The organism is Streptomyces sp. NPDC048411 (assembly GCF_040704695.1).
GTDB lineage: Bacteria > Actinomycetota > Actinomycetes > Streptomycetales > Streptomycetaceae > Streptomyces.
Genome location: NZ_JBEZKL010000031.1, coordinates 1 through 15,706, shown reverse-complemented (window position 1 = coordinate 15,706; position 15,706 = coordinate 1). Strand labels below are relative to the sequence as shown.

19 protein-coding genes and 1 riboswitch are annotated in these 15,706 nt (G+C 69.6%); of the genes, 11 read left to right on the top strand and 8 right to left on the bottom strand.

The genetic code is table 11. The features are described from left to right. Positions 1 to 69 precede the first annotated feature (69 nt). The 7 genes from AB0915_RS14080 to AB0915_RS14050 all read left to right on the top strand — a co-directional run bounded on the left by AB0915_RS14080 (position 70) and on the right by AB0915_RS14050 (position 6,474). Complete coding sequence (locus AB0915_RS14080) at positions 70 to 1,308, top strand: MurT ligase domain-containing protein (RefSeq protein ID WP_093893409.1); 1,239 nt, start codon at positions 70 to 72, stop codon at positions 1,306 to 1,308. A 34-nt stretch (positions 1,309 to 1,342) separates the two neighbouring features. Continuing rightward, a complete protein-coding gene (locus AB0915_RS14075) occupies positions 1,343 to 2,071 on the top strand; it encodes a glutamine amidotransferase (RefSeq protein ID WP_359111411.1) in 729 nt (242 codons plus the stop codon). 148 nt (positions 2,072 to 2,219) lie between these two features. After that, positions 2,220 to 3,245, top strand: a complete 1,026-nt coding sequence (locus AB0915_RS14070; RefSeq protein ID WP_366691328.1) for a 6-phosphofructokinase — start codon at positions 2,220 to 2,222, stop codon at positions 3,243 to 3,245. Between the two features lie 111 nt (positions 3,246 to 3,356). After that, complete coding sequence (locus AB0915_RS14065; protein WP_366691327.1) at positions 3,357 to 4,307, top strand: cytochrome c oxidase assembly protein; 951 nt, start codon at positions 3,357 to 3,359, stop codon at positions 4,305 to 4,307. 66 nt (positions 4,308 to 4,373) lie between these two features. Beyond that, on the top strand, positions 4,374 to 4,532 hold the full coding sequence (locus tag AB0915_RS14060) for a hypothetical protein (protein WP_266988512.1): 159 nt from the start codon (positions 4,374 to 4,376) through the stop codon (positions 4,530 to 4,532). A 117-nt stretch (positions 4,533 to 4,649) separates the two neighbouring features. Then, positions 4,650 to 5,360, top strand: a complete 711-nt coding sequence (locus AB0915_RS14055) for a lysophospholipid acyltransferase family protein (RefSeq protein WP_366691326.1) — start codon at positions 4,650 to 4,652, stop codon at positions 5,358 to 5,360. A gap of 64 nt (positions 5,361 to 5,424) precedes the next feature. Next, entirely contained in the window at positions 5,425 to 6,474 is a 1,050-nt protein-coding gene (locus tag AB0915_RS14050; RefSeq protein ID WP_366691325.1) for an NAD-dependent epimerase/dehydratase family protein, read from the top strand. A 70-nt stretch (positions 6,475 to 6,544) separates the two neighbouring features. On the opposite strand, the gene AB0915_RS14045 is transcribed toward AB0915_RS14050, so the two are convergent. From AB0915_RS14045 to AB0915_RS14010, 8 genes are all read right to left on the bottom strand, one after another. Next, positions 6,545 to 8,122: an alpha/beta hydrolase gene (locus AB0915_RS14045; protein ID WP_366691324.1), complete on the bottom strand. Its 1,578-nt coding sequence runs from the start codon at positions 8,120 to 8,122 to the stop codon at positions 6,545 to 6,547. 159 nt (positions 8,123 to 8,281) lie between these two features. Then, positions 8,282 to 9,055 (bottom strand): urease accessory protein UreD, encoded by a 774-nt coding sequence (locus AB0915_RS14040; RefSeq protein WP_366691323.1) that lies wholly within the window; start codon positions 9,053 to 9,055, stop codon positions 8,282 to 8,284. Beyond that, positions 9,052 to 9,729: an urease accessory protein UreG gene (gene ureG, locus AB0915_RS14035; protein WP_366691322.1), complete on the bottom strand. Its 678-nt coding sequence runs from the start codon at positions 9,727 to 9,729 to the stop codon at positions 9,052 to 9,054. Before ureG ends, AB0915_RS14040 begins: the two co-directional genes overlap by 4 nt. Positions 9,730 to 9,766: 37 nt before the next feature. Beyond that, entirely contained in the window at positions 9,767 to 10,429 is a 663-nt protein-coding gene (locus tag AB0915_RS14030; RefSeq protein ID WP_366691321.1) for an urease accessory UreF family protein, read from the bottom strand. Between the two features lie 13 nt (positions 10,430 to 10,442). Next, complete coding sequence (locus AB0915_RS14025) at positions 10,443 to 12,164, bottom strand: urease subunit alpha (protein ID WP_366691320.1); 1,722 nt, start codon at positions 12,162 to 12,164, stop codon at positions 10,443 to 10,445. After that, complete coding sequence (locus tag AB0915_RS14020; protein WP_366691366.1) at positions 12,157 to 12,468, bottom strand: urease subunit beta; 312 nt, start codon at positions 12,466 to 12,468, stop codon at positions 12,157 to 12,159. The genes AB0915_RS14025 and AB0915_RS14020 overlap by 8 nt, the downstream gene beginning before the upstream one ends. Before the next feature lie 13 nt (positions 12,469 to 12,481). After that, entirely contained in the window at positions 12,482 to 12,784 is a 303-nt protein-coding gene (locus tag AB0915_RS14015; protein WP_366691365.1) for an urease subunit gamma, read from the bottom strand. Positions 12,785 to 13,039: 255 nt separating this feature from the next. Beyond that, the gene (locus AB0915_RS14010) at positions 13,040 to 13,324 is read right to left on the bottom strand and encodes a type II toxin-antitoxin system Phd/YefM family antitoxin (RefSeq protein ID WP_366691319.1); all 285 of its coding nucleotides are present in this window, start codon (positions 13,322 to 13,324) and stop codon (positions 13,040 to 13,042) included. Between the two features lie 89 nt (positions 13,325 to 13,413). Between AB0915_RS14010 and AB0915_RS14005 the strand changes: the two genes are divergently transcribed. The 4 genes from AB0915_RS14005 (at position 13,414) to AB0915_RS13990 (ending at position 15,599) form a co-directional block, all read left to right on the top strand. Then, positions 13,414 to 14,049 (top strand): ATP-dependent Clp protease proteolytic subunit, encoded by a 636-nt coding sequence (locus AB0915_RS14005; protein WP_366691318.1) that lies wholly within the window; start codon positions 13,414 to 13,416, stop codon positions 14,047 to 14,049. A 7-nt stretch (positions 14,050 to 14,056) separates the two neighbouring features. Then, positions 14,057 to 14,365 carry a hypothetical protein gene (locus tag AB0915_RS14000; protein WP_366691317.1) on the top strand — a complete coding sequence of 103 codons (309 nt, stop codon included), beginning with the start codon at positions 14,057 to 14,059 and terminating at the stop codon, positions 14,363 to 14,365. Positions 14,366 to 14,701: 336 nt separating this feature from the next. Next, a riboswitch (cyclic di-AMP (ydaO/yuaA leader) is annotated at positions 14,702 to 14,866 on the top strand. A 3-nt stretch (positions 14,867 to 14,869) separates the two neighbouring features. Continuing rightward, positions 14,870 to 15,343: a C40 family peptidase gene (locus tag AB0915_RS13995; protein ID WP_366691316.1), complete on the top strand. Its 474-nt coding sequence runs from the start codon at positions 14,870 to 14,872 to the stop codon at positions 15,341 to 15,343. Between the two features lie 121 nt (positions 15,344 to 15,464). Then, positions 15,465 to 15,599: a hypothetical protein gene (locus AB0915_RS13990; protein WP_366691315.1), complete on the top strand. Its 135-nt coding sequence runs from the start codon at positions 15,465 to 15,467 to the stop codon at positions 15,597 to 15,599. Positions 15,600 to 15,706: the final 107 nt, after the last annotated feature.

Genomic DNA, 15,706 nt, shown 5'->3' with positions numbered 1-15,706 from the left:
CCGCGGTGCGGTCGCCGCGCCGGACATCGATAGGCTGGGCGCGGACCGATGCAAGGAGGATCTAGGACGATGGCAGGCAACACGGAGCCGTTGTCGCCGCGGGCCAAGCTGGCGGTGACGGCGGGCAAGGCCGCAGCGGCGGTGTCGCGCGCTGCGGGGCGCGGCAGCGGATCGGTGATCGGCGGCCGGGTGGCGCTCAAGCTCGACCCCGACCTGCTGGGGCGGCTGGCGCAGCACCTGGACGTGATCCTCGTGTCGGCGACGAACGGCAAGACCACGACGACCCGGCTGATCGCGGAGGCACTGCGGGCCGCCGGGCCGGTCGTGTCGAACGCGCTCGGCGCCAACATGCCCGCGGGTATCACCTCGGCCCTGGCCGGTGGCTCGGACGCGAAGTACGGCGTGATCGAGGTCGACGAGAAGTACCTCGCAGGCGTCGCGCGGGACACCACACCCAAGGTGATCGCGCTGCTCAACCTCTCGCGCGACCAGCTGGACCGCGCCGCGGAGACCCGGATGCTGGCCGAGAAGTGGCGTGAGGGGCTGTCCGGCTCGAAGGCCGTGATCGTCGCCAACGCCGACGACCCGCTGATCGTCTGGGCGGCGTCCTCCTCCCCCAATGTGGTGTGGGTCGCGGCCGGGCAGGCATGGAAGGACGACGCCTGGTCCTGCCCGTCGTGCGGCGGTGTGATGCAGCGCCCCGGCGACGACTGGTTCTGCGGCGAGTGCGGTTTCCGCCGCCCCGCCCCGAGCTGGGTGCTGCACGGCGACTACGTCCTGGACCCGCACGGCTCGGCGTGGCCGATCCACCTGCAGCTCCCCGGCCGCGCGAACAAGGCGAACGCCACCAGCTCGGCCGCCGTCGCGGCCGTTTTCGGTGTGCCGCCGCAGGTCGCCCTGGAGCGCATGTATCAGGTGCAGGCCGTCGCCGGCCGCTACGACGTGGTCTCCTTCCTCGGCCGTGAGCTCCGGCTCCTGCTGGCGAAGAACCCGGCGGGCTGGCTCGAAACGTTCTCCCTGATCGACCCGCCGCCCACGCCGGTGATCCTGTCCGTCAACGCCCGGGGCGCGGACGGCACGGACACCTCCTGGCTGTGGGATGTCGACTACACCCAGCTCGCGGGCCACCCGATCTTCGTGCTCGGCGACCGCAAGCTGGACCTCGCGGTCCGCCTCGAAGTGGCCGGTCTCGACTTCCGGGTCTGCGAGAACCTCGACGAGGCCGTGCAGCAGGCCCCGCCCGGCCGTATCGAGGTCATCGCCAACTACACCGCCTTCCAGGATCTGCGCCGTCGTGTCGGCAACTGACCCCGGACCCGGCCACCTCCGGAGAGGACGAAGCATGAGCAACAACGGTCTGCGTCTGGTCTGGGTCTACCCCGACCTGCTGAGCACCTACGGCGACCAGGGCAACGCGCTGGTGGTGGAGCGCCGGGCCCGGCAGCGTGGTCTCGACGTGCAGCGCGTCGACGTGCGCAGCGACCAGCCGATCCCGACGTCCGGCGACATCTATCTGATCGGCGGCGGTGAGGACCGGCCCCAGCGCCTCGCCGCGGAGCGGCTGCGCCGTGACGGCGGTCTCAGCCGGGCCGCGTCCAACGGCGCGATCATCTTCTCGGTCTGCGCCGGCTACCAGATCCTCGGCCACGAGTTCATCAACGACCTCGGTGAGCGCGAGCCCGGTCTCGGCCTGCTCGATGTGGTCTCCACGCGTGGCGAGGGTGCCCGCTGCGTCGGTGACGTACTGGCCGACATCGATCCGCAGCTGGGCCTGCCGCAGCTGACCGGTTTCGAGAACCACCAGGGTGTCACCCATCTCGGCCCGACGGCGCGGCCGTTCGCCCGGGTGCAGTTCGGCCGGGGCAACGGCACGGGTGACGGCACCGAGGGGGCGTACAACGACACGGTCTTCGGTACGTACATGCACGGGCCCGTGATGGCCCGTAACCCGATGATCGCGGACCTGCTCCTGAAGCTGGCCCTCGACGTCAACGCCCTGCCGCCGACGGACGACCGCTGGTACGAGGCGCTGCGCGCCGAGCGCATCGCGTCGGCGACCCAGCCCGCGTGACCCGCATGACGCGTATTTCGCTCAACTGAGCGGAGTCCAAAAGGCGGACGTCTGGTTCGATCCCGCCACCCTGCGCCGGTAGGGTGGCGGGATCCAACCGGACGACGTGGTCCGGTCGTCGGCCCACGTTGCAAAGGTTTCCCGGGCAATGCGTATTGGTGTGCTCACCTCCGGCGGCGACTGCCCCGGCCTCAATGCCGTCATCCGTTCCGTCGTGCACCGCGCGGTGGTCGACCACGGCGACGAGGTCATCGGCTTCCACGACGGGTGGAAGGGCCTCCTTGAGTGCGACTACCGCAAGCTCGACCTCGACGCGGTCGGCGGCATTCTCGCCCGCGGCGGTACGATCCTGGGCTCGTCCCGGGTCCAGCCCGCGCATCTGCGGGGCGGCGTCGAGCAGGCCAAGGGCCATGTCGCCGATCTCGGTCTCGACGCGATCATCCCGATCGGCGGCGAGGGCACGCTGAAGGCGGCCCATCTGCTCTCCGAGGCGGGGCTGCCGATCGTCGGCGTGCCGAAGACCATCGACAACGACATCGCGTCGACCGATGTGACCTTCGGCTTCGACACCGCGGTCGGCGTGGCCACCGACGCTCTCGACCGGCTGAAGACCACCGCCGAGTCGCACCAGCGGGTGCTGATCGTCGAGGTCATGGGCCGCCACACCGGCTGGATCGCACTCCACTCGGGCATGGCGGCCGGTGCGCACGCGATCGTCGTGCCGGAGCGCCCCTTCGACATGGACGAGCTGACCGAGCTGGTCGGCAAGCGTTTCTCGGCGGGCAAGAAGTTCGCGATCGTCGTCGTCGCCGAGGGCGCCAAGCCGCGCGAGGGCTCCATGGAGTTCGAGCAGGGCACCAAGGACATCTACGGCCACGAGCGGTTCACCGGGATCGCCACGCGGCTCTCCGTCGAGCTGGAGCAGCGCCTGGGCAAGGAGGCCCGCCCGGTGATACTCGGCCATGTCCAGCGTGGCGGCACCCCGACCGCGTACGACCGGGTCCTGGCGACCCGCTTCGGCTGGCACGCGGTCGAGGCGGCGCACCGTGGCGAGTTCGGCATGATGACGGCGCTGCGCGGCACGGACATCACCATGGTGCCGCTGGCCCGGGCCGTGGAGAGCCTGAAGACGGTCCCGGCCGAGCGGTACGCCGAGGCCGAGTGCGTGCTCTGAGCAACACCAGCACCTGAGAACTGCCCCCGGCCGCAACTGCGGCCGGGGGCAGTTCTACTCTGGTCGGGACAACCGGCACGAAACGGGGACGTCCCCAGCGGGAGTGAACAGATGGATCACAGCGGGCACGGCATGACCATGGATCTGCCGCCGTTCACGCTGGGACGTGGGCTCCAGTTCTCCGCGGACCCCGTATTCCTGATCGGCTGCGTCCTCGCGCTCGGCCTGTACGGCTACGCGGTACTGCGACTGCGCAGACGCGGCGACGGCTGGCCGGTCAACCGGATCATCTTCTTCACGGTCGGCGTGCTGAGCATCGCCCTGGTGATGTGCACGAAGCTCAACGACTACGGCATGGTCATGTTCAGCGTGCACATGGTGCAGCACATGGTGATCAGCATGCTGTCCCCGATCCTGCTGCTGCTGGGTGCCCCGGTGACTCTGGCGCTGCGCTCACTGCCGGTCGCGGGCCGTGGCCGCACCGGCCCGCGCGAGCTGCTGCTCATGCTGCTGCACAGCCGGTACATGAAGGTCATCACGCATCCGGTCTTCACCATCCCGATGTTCATCGCCAGCCTGTACGCGCTGTACTTCACCCCGCTCTTCGACTTCCTCATGGGCTCGAAGACCGGTCACCTCGCGATGATGGTGCACTTCCTCGCCGTCGGACTGGCCTTCTTCTGGCCGATCATGGGCGTCGACCCGGGACCGCACCGGCCCGGCTACGTGATGCGGATGCTGGAGCTGTTCGCGGGGATGCCGTTCCACGCGTTCTTCGGTATCGCGCTGATGATGGCGACCTCTCCGATGGTGGACACGTACAAGCATCCGCCGGCCTCGCTCGGCATCGACGCGCTCAGCGACCAGAACTGGGCGGGCGGCATCGCCTGGGCGTTCAGCGAGATCCCTTCGGTGCTGGTGCTGATCGCGCTGGTCTTCCAGTGGTACGGATCCGAGCAGCGGACCGCGAAGCGTGCGGACCGCGCCGCCGACCGCGACGGGGACCAGGAGCTGAAGGCGTACAACGCCTACCTCGCCTCGTTGCAGGCGCGCGGACAGTAGCGGTGGAGACGCCTTCCGGGTGACGATGGGGTCCACGGCCGCGCGGCCGAGGAGGAGGGTGCGCGCATGTCCGGATCCACGAAGACGATGGGGATGCTCACCGTCGGAGCCCTGGTGGCGGTCACCGCCTACACGGTGGCGCTGGGGAGCAACGGCTGGCTCTGGTTCGGCTGGGTGGTGCTCGGGCTGATCACTCTGGGAATGGTCGCCACGCGCGACACCTGAGCGGGGCACTATGTCCGGTACGACGGGCGGGCCCGGCCGGGCGCGGGCCCGCCCGTCGGCCAAGGTTCGGCAGAGCACGGCCCCGGGACGGGTCGGGCGGAGCGAGGAGCCAATCCGGTGTTCTACTACGTGCTCAAATACGTCATTCTGGGGCCACTGCTGCGCTTGCTGTTCCGGCCCAGGATCGAGGGACTGGAGCACATCCCGGAGGACGGTGCGGCCATCGTCGCCGGCAACCATCTGTCGTTCTCCGACCATTTCCTGATGCCTGCGATCATCAAACGGCGCATCACCTTCCTCGCCAAGGCGGAGTACTTCACCGGCCCGGGTCTCAAGGGGAGGCTGACTGCCGCGTTCTTCCACAGCGCCGGGCAGATTCCGGTGGACCGGTCCGGGAAGGACGCGGGGCAGGCCGCGATCCGTGAAGGGCTCGGGGTGCTGAGCAAGGGCGAGCTGCTCGGGATCTACCCGGAGGGCACCCGTTCGCACGACGGCCGGCTCTACAAGGGCAAGGTCGGTGTCGCGGTCATGGCGCTCAGGGCGCGGGTGCCCGTCGTGCCGTGCGCGATGGTCGGTACGTTCGAGATCCAGCCTCCCGGCAGGGTCGTGCCACGCATCAAGCAGGTCACCATCCGCTTCGGTGAGCCGCTGGACTTCTCCCGCTACGCGGGCATGGAGGATCAGAAGGCGGCGATCAGAGCGGTCACCGACGAGATCATGTACGCGATCCTCGGGCTCTCCGGTCAGGAGTACGTCGACGAGTACGCGGCCAAGGTGAAGGCCGAACAGGCCGAGCAGGCGAAGAAGTTCCCGAAACGGCGACGCTGACGGCGAATCCGCGAGGGGCGAACTCCCATGGTCCGACGGGCCGGCCACCCCTAGCGTGCACCTCATGGGCAAGGGACACGCATGGGTTCTCGGAGCGACGGGACAGATCGGGCGGGTGGCCGTGCGGGCGCTCGCCGAGGACGGCTGGAAGGTGACGGCGGCCTCGCGCGCGGGCGGCCGGGACGAGCGATGGGCCGATGAGGTACGGGTGGTCGCCCTCGACCGCGACGAGGAGGGGGCACTCGCCGCGGCGCTGGGCGACGGGTGCGACGTGCTGGTCGACATGGTGGCGTACGGCGAGCAGCACGCCCGGCAGCTGACCGGGCTCACCGACCGGATCGGTTCGGCCGTCGTCATCTCCAGCGGCGCGGTGTACCAGGACGACCGCGGCCGCAGTTTCGACACGCAGGGCGAGCCCGACGGCGCTCCGCAGTACCCGCTGCCGATCCCGGAGACACAGGCCACGGTGGCACCTGGCGATGCCACGTACGGGACCCGGAAGATCCGGCTGGAGCGGGATCTGCTGGCGGCGGGTGACGCCTTGCCGGTGACGCTGCTGCGGGCCGGTGCGATCCATGGCCCGTACTGCCGCTCCCCGCGCGAACTGTACTTCGTGAAACGGCTCCTGGACGGCCGCAGGCGCCGGGTGCTCGCGCACGGTGGCGCGAGCCGGTTCCATCCGGTCCATGTGTCCAACATCGCCGAGCTGATCAGGCTTGCCGCCCTGCGGCCCGGATCGCGGGTGCTCAACGCGGGCGATCCGCAGGCGCCCACGGTCGCGGAGATCGCGTCGGCGATCGACGGCGTGCTCGGCCTGGAGGCGGAGACGGCGCTGGTGGACGGACCGCCTCCCGCGGGGCACGTGGGCGAGACGCCGTGGAGCAGTGCCCATCCCATCGTGTACGACATGACGGCCGCCGAGAAGGAGATCGGTTACCGGCCGGTGACCGGCTATGCGGAGTCGCTGCCGGAGACCGTGGAGTGGCTCGCCGCGCGGCTGGACGGACGGGACTGGCGGGACGCCTTCCCGGCGATGCTGCGGGCGTACGGCGAGGTCCTCTTCGACTACTCGGCGGAGGACGCCTGGCTGGAGCGGTACGACCGGGGGCTGTGAACAGTCCTCGTACGGAAGGACGGGCGGCCGGAAATTCCTGTCCGGCCGCCCGTCCCCGTCACTCAGTCGCCTACGGCTTGGGCGTGGCGTGCGGGGTGCACGTCACGTCCTGCCCGTCGGTCTGCCCGGTGAGCAGGTAGGTGTTCACCCGCTCGTTGATGCAGGGGTTGACCAGGCCCGTGACGCCGTGCGAACCGGCGTCCTTCTCGGTGATCAGACGCGAACCCTTGAACCGCTTGTGCAGCTCGACGGCGCCCTCGTACGGGGTGGCGGCGTCACGCGTGGACTGCACGATCAGCACCGGCGGCAGGTCCTTGCCGGTCTTGACCTCCAGCGGGGTCTGCTGCTTGGCCGACCAGGTCGCACAGGGCAGGTTCATCCAGGCGTTCGCCCAGGTCATGAACGGGTAGTCCTTGTGCAGCCGGGTGTTGTCGCGGTCCCACTGCTGCCAGTTGGTGGGCCACTTGGCGTCCGCGCACTCGACGGCCGTGTACACGGCGTTGCCGTTCTCGGAGGAGGCGTTCCCCGCGAGGTCCGACATGTCGGGGCCCGCGGCGTCGACCAGCGCCTGGGTGTCGCCGGCCCGGTAGTTGCTCCAGGTCCGGGCGATGCGCACCCAAGTGGAGTCGTAGTACGGCGCGCTCTGGAAGAAACCGATGAGCTCGGCGGGTCCGACGACGCCACCGATCGGGCTCTTCTTGGCCGAGGCGCGCAGCTTCAGCCACTCCTGCTCGACCTGGGCAGGCGTGGTGCCGATGTGGAAGGCCGCGTCGTTCTGGGCGACCCATGCCTTCCAGTCGTCCCAGCGCTTCTGGAAGGCGATGTCCTGGTTGAGGTTGGCCTCGTACCAGATGTTGTCCTTCGCCGGATTGACCACGCTGTCGACGACCATGCGCCGGACGTGATCCGGGAACAGCGTGCCGTAGACCGCTCCGAGGTAGGTGCCGTAGGAGACGCCCAGGAAGTTGAGCTTCTCCTCACCGAGCGCGGCGCGGATGACATCCAGGTCGCGTGCGGTGTTCGGCGTGGTCATGTGCGGCAGCATGTCGCCGCTGCGCTCGGCGCAGCCGTCCGCGTACTCGGCGGCGAGCTTGCGCTGGGCGCGCTTGTCGGCCTCGCTGTCGGGTACCGGGTCGGCCTTCGGAGCCTTCACGAACTCCTGCGGGTCGACGCAGGAGATCGGCGCCGAGTGGCCGACACCGCGGGGGTCGAAGCCGACGAAGTCGTACGCCTGCGCGGTCTTCGCCCACACCGGGTTCTTACTGGTGATCCGGGTGGGGAAACGCAGCCCGGAACCACCGGGACCGCCCGGGTTGTAGAGCAGCGCCCCCTGCCGCTCCTCCTTCGTGCCGGTGCTGACGTGCCGGTCGACCGCGAGCTTGATCTGCTTGCCGTCGGGCTTGGCGTAGTCGAGCGGCACGGTCACCCAGCCACACTGAATAGGTGTGGTCAGGGCCCAGTCGGCCGGACAGTCCTTCCAGTCGACGCCGGCCTGGGCTGCCCGTGCGGCGGCGATCTGGACGCCGCGCGCCTCCGAACCGCTGTGGTCGCGGCTGTCGGCTGTGGCAGTCGGTGCGACTATCGCGCCGGCTATGAGCGCGCCCGCGATCAGAGTGCCGGCCGAGCCGAGCACTGCTGTGCGTCTCAAGTGGAACCTCCCCCATTGTCTGAAGCGCCGCAGGTAGCGGCGCAATTCACATCGGGTCTTCCCGCGGATCCTGTCGTCTATGGGGTTCCTAGGAACAGGCTGCACACGCACTTCTTTACCGAATCGATAACCGGAGACCGATGTCCCGCTGAGCGGTGCTCACCTGCGTCCGGCGTCCAGCAGCTCGTCCAGGGCGTCGTCCAGGACGGTACGCAGCAGTCGAGCATCGGGAGCCACGGCGGTCACCAGCACCCCGGGGCCGGCGAGACGGGTGAGTACGGCGGTCGGCCCCAGCAGTCGCGTCTCGGGGCATTCATCCTCGAATGCCGGGTCCACGAGCAGGAGTTGACCGACCGCCCGATGGCCGCCGAGTACAGCACCGCCGTCCCAGCCGCCGGGCGCCCCGGGACCGTACGCCACCTCCTGGTCGAGCAGCGGACGACCGGCGCGGTGGACGGTGAGGCGGGCGCCGAGCGTGCCGGTGGACTCGCCGTGCCGGCCGAGGACCTGCTCCTCACGCAGCACCAGCCGTGCCGTGGCGGCGAGTTCGACCCGGGTGGTCATGTGCAGCTTGCTGTCGGACGCGGAGATGAGCTGTTCCGGCAGCCAGTTGAGCACTGCTCGCTCCCCCACGGTCAACGTGATGTCGTACGAGGCGGGTTGCGGTATCGGCCCGGGTCCTGGCAGCGCGACGGTGGCCGCGGCGGAGTCCACCGTGAGCCGGGCGCCCTCCTCGACGCGCGCAGCGATGGAGAGCCGGTCGCCGCCCAGCGGTGCGCTCATCGCGCCGACGACGGTGACGCGGGCGTACGGGGCGGTGGCGGCTCTGGTCCGGCGCAGGGCGAGCGGCCCGTCGCTCTCCAGCACGGGAAGGGCCGTGGCACCGCGGCCGTCGAGGACGGCGGTGATCCGGGCGGCCGCCTGGACGCTCATGCGGTCCAGGCGGCGAGCTGTGCACGCACCCAGGCCGCCACGGGTCCGACCCCTTCGCCGGAGGTGAGAGAGGTGAAGGCCACGGGAAGTGCGCCGCGCTGCTGTGCGGCATCGTGGGCCATCCGGTCCAGGTCGGAGCCAACGTACGGGGCGAGGTCGGTCTTGTTGATCACGAGGAGGTCCGAGGTGGTGACGCCGGGGCCGCCCTTGCGCGGAATGTCGTCGCCGCCCGCCACGTCGATGACGAAGATCTGGGCGTCGACGAGGCCCCTGGAGAAGGTGGCGGTGAGATTGTCGCCGCCGGACTCGACGAGGATCAGATCGAGAGGTCCGACGCTGTCCTCCAGGTCCTCGACGGCTTCGAGGTTGGCGGAGATGTCGTCACGGATGGCGGTGTGCGGGCAGGCGCCGGTCTCGACGGCCTGAATGCGCTCGGGCGGGAGTACGGCGTTGCGGAGCAGGAACTCGGCATCCTCGCGGGTGTAGATGTCGTTGGTGACGACGGCGATGGACAGCTGGTCACGCAGCACGCGGCAGAGCGCGGCGACCGTCGCCGTCTTGCCGGAGCCGACCGGCCCGCCGAGCCCGATGCGCAGGGCACGGCGGGTGCCGTCCGGACCTGCGCCGTCGCCGCTCACCGCGGCCGGGCCGTCGTGGGAGTAATCGAGATGCATGGGGTGCGGCTCCTGGTGGGGTGTGGTGTGTGTGGTTCTACGAGGCGAACAAGCGGACCGGCCACGCGGCGTGGGCCTCCGCGGTGATGTCGAGCAGCGGCGCCGATGCGGCGGGCAGCGCGTCGATACCCCTCCGTGCGGCGGCGGCAGCCTGTTCGGCGACCCGGTCGAGTTCGGGTGCCAGGCGGGCAAGGACAGCAGTGGCCTCGAACGGGTTCAGGGAGAGCAGCCGGACCACTGCGGTGGCCGGTCCGCTGACCGTCTCGTACGCCACGCAGTGCGCCGCGTCCTCGGGCCCGAGCCCCGCTGCACGTGCGGTGAGGCCGAGTACGACGGGCTGGTGGGCGCCGCGCGGGCGGGCCCGGGCGAGCGCGGCGAGTTCGGGGCTGGACCAGGTGGCGCGGGCGGCCCGCATCAGCTGGCGGCCGAGCTTGCGCGCGACGGCCCGCAGGGCGGGCGACGGGGTGCGGGCGTCGGCGGCCTCGTCGAGAGTGAGCGGGTCGAGACCGTGGGCGGCCGCCGCGGCGAGTGCCGCGGTGGTGAGTCCAGTGGTGTGCAGGCGGCCCCGGCAGAAGGCGGCCAGGTCCTCGGCGTTTCGGATGCGTCCTGCCTCGACGGCCGGTTCGGCGCCACCCGAGTGGGCATGGCCACCGGCGGGGAACCGGCCGTCGGCCAGGACGAGCAGAGCTGCACGGCTCATCACATGCCCTGTCTCAGAAAAGGAAGTAGCGTTGGGCCATGGGGAGTTCGGTGGCGGGTGCGGGTTCGACCGGTTCGCCGTCGATGGTCACGGCGAAGCTGTCCGGGTCGACGTGGACGCGCGGCAGGGCGTCGTTCTCCCGCATGTCCGCCTTGGTCACGCCCCGGGTACTGGTGATCGGTACGAACCTCTTGCCGAGTCCGAGGCGTTCGGGCAGTCCGTCCTCGATGGCCCCGCTCGCCACGAAGTTGAACGAGTTCGCGGCGGGCGCCCGGCCGAGTGCGCCGAACATGGGCCTGGGCATGACCGGCTGCGGGGTGGGGATGGAAGCGTTGGCGTCACCCATCTGTGCGTAGGCGATCTGTCCGCCCTTGATGACGGTCTGCGGTTTGACGCCGAAGAACGCCGGCTCCCACAGCACCAGGTCGGCGAGTTTGCCGGTTTCGACGGAGCCGATCTCCTGGTCGAGGCCCTGGGCGACGGCCGGATTGATGGTGTATTTGGCGACATAGCGACGGACCCGGTGGTTGTCGGCCCGGCCGTCGCCGGGCAGAGGGCCACGGCGCTTCTTCATCACATGGGCGGTCTGCCAGGTGCGCAGGACGGTCTCGCCCACGCGGCCCATCGCCTGGGCGTCGGAGGAAATGATCGAGATCGCCCCGAGGTCGTGGAGGATGTCCTCGGCCGCGATGGTGGACGGCCGGATCCGCGATTCGGCGAACGCCAGGTCCTCCGGCACGGCGGGGTTGAGATGGTGGCAGACCATCAGCATGTCGAGGTGTTCCTCGATGGTGTTGGCGGTGTGCGGCCGGGTCGGATTGGTGGAGCTCGGCAGAACGTACGGCTCGGAGACCACGGTGATGATGTCCGGGGCATGCCCGCCGCCGGCGCCTTCGGTGTGGTACGCGTGGATGGAGCGCCCGGCGATCGCGGCGAGGGTGTCGGCGACGAATCCGGCCTCATTGAGGGTGTCCGTGTGGATGGCGAGCTGCGCGCCGCTCTCCTCGCACACCTTCAGGCAGGCGTCGATGACGGCCGGGGTGGCCCCCCAGTCCTCATGAATCTTGAATCCGAGTGCACCTCCCCGCAGTTGGGCCCGCATGGCGTCGCCGGACATCGTGTTGCCCTTACCGAGCAGCCCGATGTTGACGGGGTAGGTCTCCAGCGACTCGAACATCCGGCCCAGGTGCCAGGCGCCCGGGGTGACCGTGGTCGCCTTCGTGCCCTCGGCCGGTCCGGTGCCGCCACCGACGAGCGTGGTGACACCGGCGGAGAGCGCCTGGTCGACGATGGTCGGCGAGATGAAGTGGACATGCGCGTCAATGGCGCCGGCCGTCACGAACTTGCCGTTGCCCGCGATGATTTCGGTCTCGGGGCCGATGACGAGGTCGGGGTGGACTCCGTCCATCGTGTCCGGGTTGCCGGCCTTACCGATCCCGGTGATCCGACCGTCGCGCATGCCGATGTCCGCCTTGACGATGCCCCAGTGGTCGATGATGACGGCGCCGGTGATGACAGTGTCGGGGGCTCCTTCGGCACGGGTGGTGCGCGCCTGGCCCATCGACTCGCGGATCACCTTGCCGCCGCCGAACACCGCCTCGTCGCCCGCGAGTCCGGGACCACCGGAGCGGTCCTCCTCGACCTCAACGAGCAGATCGGTGTCGGCGAGCCGGATTCGGTCGCCGGTGGTGGGCCCGAACAGATCGGCGTACACGGCACGGTTGAGCTCAGCCATCGAGGGCACCTCCGGTTTCGCCGCGCAGGCCCGGGACGACGCGCCGTCCGGCGAGGGGCACGAGTTCGATGTCGACGGGGATGCCGGGCTCGAAGCGGACGGAGGTTCCGGCGGCGATGTTCAGCCGCAAGCCGTGCGCGGCCGAACGGTCGAATTCCAGACCGGGGTTGGCCTCGGCAAAGTGGTAGTGCGAGCCCACCTGGACGGGCCGGTCCGCGACGTTGAGGACGGCGAGGCGGGTGACGGTTCGGCCCGCGTTGAGCGGCACGGACCCGTCCGCGTACAGGATCTCTCCGGGGATCACGGCGACGCCCCCGTCAGACGATCGGGTCATGGACGGTGACGAGCTTGGTGCCGTCCGGGAAGGTGGCCTCGACCTGGACGTCGTGGATCATCTCGGGGATCCCGTCCATGACGTCGTCGCGGGTGAGCACCTTCCGCCCGGACACCATCAGTTCCGAGACCGTACGGCCGTCACGGGCACCCTCCAGCAGATGCGCAGTGATCAGCGCGACCGCCTCGGGGTGGTTGAGCCGCAGTCCACGCGCCCGGCGCCTCTCCGCCACATCAGCAGCCACATGAATGAGCAGGCGTTCCTGCTCATGCGGGGTCAGTTGCAACGTGTCCACCTCACAGCCTTCCGCCCAGTCCGGTTCTGGGCGCAGCGAGACATTAACCGCATTCAACAGATCGTTGAACGAAGAATCACTGTCCCACGGCGAGGTATCGCAGGTGAGGACGCAAGTTTTTCCGGCGCGTTAACTGCTCTTTTGCAGATCCATGGACATCAGCCCGCGCAGGCCGTCCTCCAGCACCTCGGGCGCGGTACCCCCGCCGTAGCGGACTGGGTGCACGGCTTTTGCGTGCAGGGCCAGTCAATTGCCCGCGTCGCGCTGCCCCCGGTGTTCCGCCGCGATGCCGAAGCGCCGCGGTTCGCCCGGAGCGGACACCGTGGAGCCGATCGAGGAGACCGAGCTGATCACCTGCTCCTCCGCAACGGCCGCGTCGTTCTCAAGTCGCTCCAGGTCAGTGGCCGAAACGAGCGCAACGAGCGGCTTTCCGTGCCGCGTCACCACAACCCGCTCGCCGCCGTAGACGACGCGGTTGATCAGTTCGGCGAGCTCAGCTCGCGCTTGCGTCACCGGAATCTCGTAGGCCATAGTCCCCATCATAACCTTCTGTACGTCCTGTACATTTTTTACGGATGCCCGCGCAGACCGCGCACAGACACCGGAGGAGAGGCCTCGCCATGTTCCGCCCTGTCGCCCGTTACGTGCTGCCCGAGTTCACCGAGCGCACGACCGACGGGACCCGCACCCTCGACCCGTACTCCAAGCTGCTCGCCGAGCGCATCGTCTTCCTCGGCACGCCTGTCGACGACACCGCCGCGAACGACCTGATCGCGCAGTTCATGTATCTGGAGCATGCCGTACCCGACCGGCCGATCTCCCTCTACATCAACTCCCCCGGCGGCTCGTTCGGCGCCATGTCCGCCGTCTACGACACGATGGGGTACCTCACCTGCGAGGTGGAGACGTTCTGCCTCGGCCAGGCCGGCTCCAGCGCGGCGGTCCTGCTCGCCGCCGGCGCTCCCGGCCGACGGCACGCCCTGCCCGGGGCCAGGGTCGTCGTCCAGCAGCCCGAGCTCCCGGAGCCGGTGCAGGGCCAGCCGTCCGATCTGGAGATCGAGGCGCGGGAACTGGTCCGCGTCCGCGAGCTGCTGACCGGCATGCTGGCCCGACACACCGGCCGCAGCACTGAGCGGATCGCCGCCGACTTCGAGCGCGACCTCATTTTCGACGCCGCCGGAGCCAAGGCGTACGGACTGGTGGACCACGTCCTGGAGAACCGCAAGACGTCGCTCCCGCCGAACAGCGCGAGGTGAACCACCGATGCAGCCACCCCATCTCCCACCGCTGCCCGCACTGACGCGCGCCGAGGCCGAGTTCATCGACTGCTACCTGGAAGTGCTCGACCAGCTGGGCCGGATCAACCCCGCCCGCGGCAGCGACACCTATGGCGCGCTGCGCGCGGCCCAGGCACTCGCCTCGCGGGCGCGCGCCCTGCGGGACGCGCTCACATTGATGCACGAGCGGGGTGAAGCACACATCCACGCCCCCACGTTGGCGCGGGCACTGCGCGTGTTGGACGGCGAACGGCGGGCCGGACGGGTCACCGTGCCCCCGGCCACGATGAGTTGATCATCTCTCCGTCGGCGACACGCCCGGCATGGTGATCGATTCTTCTCGCTCGTCCGGCGCAAGGAATCCTCCGCGAGAGGGACGACCCGACTTGCGCCGCCGGCGCGGACGGTGAGCGAAATATGCCGTTCCACCGCTGGTACGGGACCGGTCGAGGAAGCCTGACGAGTGCATAAATCACCCTCATCCACCCAAACAGACCATTGCTGGCAAATCTTCTATATCGCTATTTTGCTCCGGAAATCCGGCAGCCGGTGAGTCAAGATCCGTGGGACGACAAGCCCCCGCCACCACGGCGAGGCGGTCCGGGCGGACGCCGAGTCCTGCCGCCGCCCGGATGACTGGTCGACAGAAGTGGATCGGCAGGAGTGGAGGACCCGAGCGCAACGGGTCGACCGGGCATCCGGTCGGCCCTCGGGGTGAAGCCGCATCGCGCGGCCGGGCAACTTCGCCAGCCCGAACCCGACAGGTCATCCTTCACAGGCGGCTGACGAAGGGTTGCGCATGACTGCGCAGGTTCATGTCCCGTTTCTGATCACCCGGGCCGGTACGGCCACGGTTCTGACGCTCGCCGCCGTCGGCGGCTCCGTGATCGTCCCCGGCGCCGTGGCCGACGCCCAGGCCGCGACGCGGTCAACGAAGGCACTCAAGATCGCCGCGTCGAAGAAGGGATCTCCGTACCGGTACGGGGCCACGGGCCCCCACCGTTTCGACTGTTCCGGGCTGACGCTGTACGCGTTCAAGAGGGTGGGCAAGAAGCTCCCACGCACGGCCCAGCAGCAGTACAACAAGACCCGCCACGTCTCGGCGTCGAAACGGAAACGCGGCGATCTGGTCTTCTTCCACTCGGGGCGCAGCGTCTACCACGTGGGCATCTACGCCGGCAGGGGGAAGATCTGGCACTCCCCGAAGACCGGTTCCGTCGTGCGGCTGGAGAAGATCTGGACGAGGAGCGTCTGGTACGGACGAGTTCGCTGATCCCTCCGACTCTCCTCCGCCCCCATTGACCACGTGCTTCAGCGCACCAGGGGTCCGGTCACCAGAACCAGCCCCAGCGCGGTGAGTGCCCCGCCGCTGCCGCCCTCTGGGGTTCAGGGCGTTGGTCAGAGAGCCCTGGCGCGCGTTCCGGCGGACGATCTCGGTGGTGCACCACGGCGAGCGCGCGAGCGGAGCGGCGGCGATGCTGCGCGCACTGCTGCACGGCGGCTTCGGGCGGGCGACGCCGGCGCAGTGACGTGCGGCGCCCGCTAGGGCCTGTTCTGAGTTCCCCGTCGTCCGCGCGAAGCGCGGGCGCAGCGGTGGTCGGTGCGTGCGATCGGCGTGCGGTGTCGCAGGTCATGT

Excerpts from the sequence above, each read along its gene's own strand:
- AB0915_RS14080 (WP_093893409.1), top strand. The coding sequence starts at position 70 with ATGGCAGGCAACACGGAGCCGTTGTCGCCGCGGGCCAAGCTGGCGGTG.
- AB0915_RS14075 (WP_359111411.1), top strand. The coding sequence starts at position 1,343 with ATGAGCAACAACGGTCTGCGTCTGGTCTGGGTCTACCCCGACCTGCTG.
- AB0915_RS14070 (WP_366691328.1), top strand. The coding sequence starts at position 2,220 with ATGCGTATTGGTGTGCTCACCTCCGGCGGCGACTGCCCCGGCCTCAAT.
- AB0915_RS14065 (WP_366691327.1), top strand. The coding sequence starts at position 3,357 with ATGGATCACAGCGGGCACGGCATGACCATGGATCTGCCGCCGTTCACG.
- AB0915_RS14060 (WP_266988512.1), top strand. The coding sequence starts at position 4,374 with ATGTCCGGATCCACGAAGACGATGGGGATGCTCACCGTCGGAGCCCTG.
- AB0915_RS14050 (WP_366691325.1), top strand. The coding sequence starts at position 5,425 with ATGGGCAAGGGACACGCATGGGTTCTCGGAGCGACGGGACAGATCGGG.
- AB0915_RS14040 (WP_366691323.1), bottom strand. The coding sequence starts at position 9,055 with ATGAGCGTCCAGGCGGCCGCCCGGATCACCGCCGTCCTCGACGGCCGC.
- ureG (WP_366691322.1), bottom strand. The coding sequence starts at position 9,729 with ATGCATCTCGATTACTCCCACGACGGCCCGGCCGCGGTGAGCGGCGAC.
- AB0915_RS14030 (WP_366691321.1), bottom strand. The coding sequence starts at position 10,429 with ATGAGCCGTGCAGCTCTGCTCGTCCTGGCCGACGGCCGGTTCCCCGCC.
- AB0915_RS14025 (WP_366691320.1), bottom strand. The coding sequence starts at position 12,164 with ATGGCTGAGCTCAACCGTGCCGTGTACGCCGATCTGTTCGGGCCCACC.
- AB0915_RS14010 (WP_366691319.1), bottom strand. The coding sequence starts at position 13,324 with ATGGCCTACGAGATTCCGGTGACGCAAGCGCGAGCTGAGCTCGCCGAA.
- AB0915_RS14005 (WP_366691318.1), top strand. The coding sequence starts at position 13,414 with ATGTTCCGCCCTGTCGCCCGTTACGTGCTGCCCGAGTTCACCGAGCGC.
- AB0915_RS14000 (WP_366691317.1), top strand. The coding sequence starts at position 14,057 with ATGCAGCCACCCCATCTCCCACCGCTGCCCGCACTGACGCGCGCCGAG.
- AB0915_RS13995 (WP_366691316.1), top strand. The coding sequence starts at position 14,870 with ATGACTGCGCAGGTTCATGTCCCGTTTCTGATCACCCGGGCCGGTACG.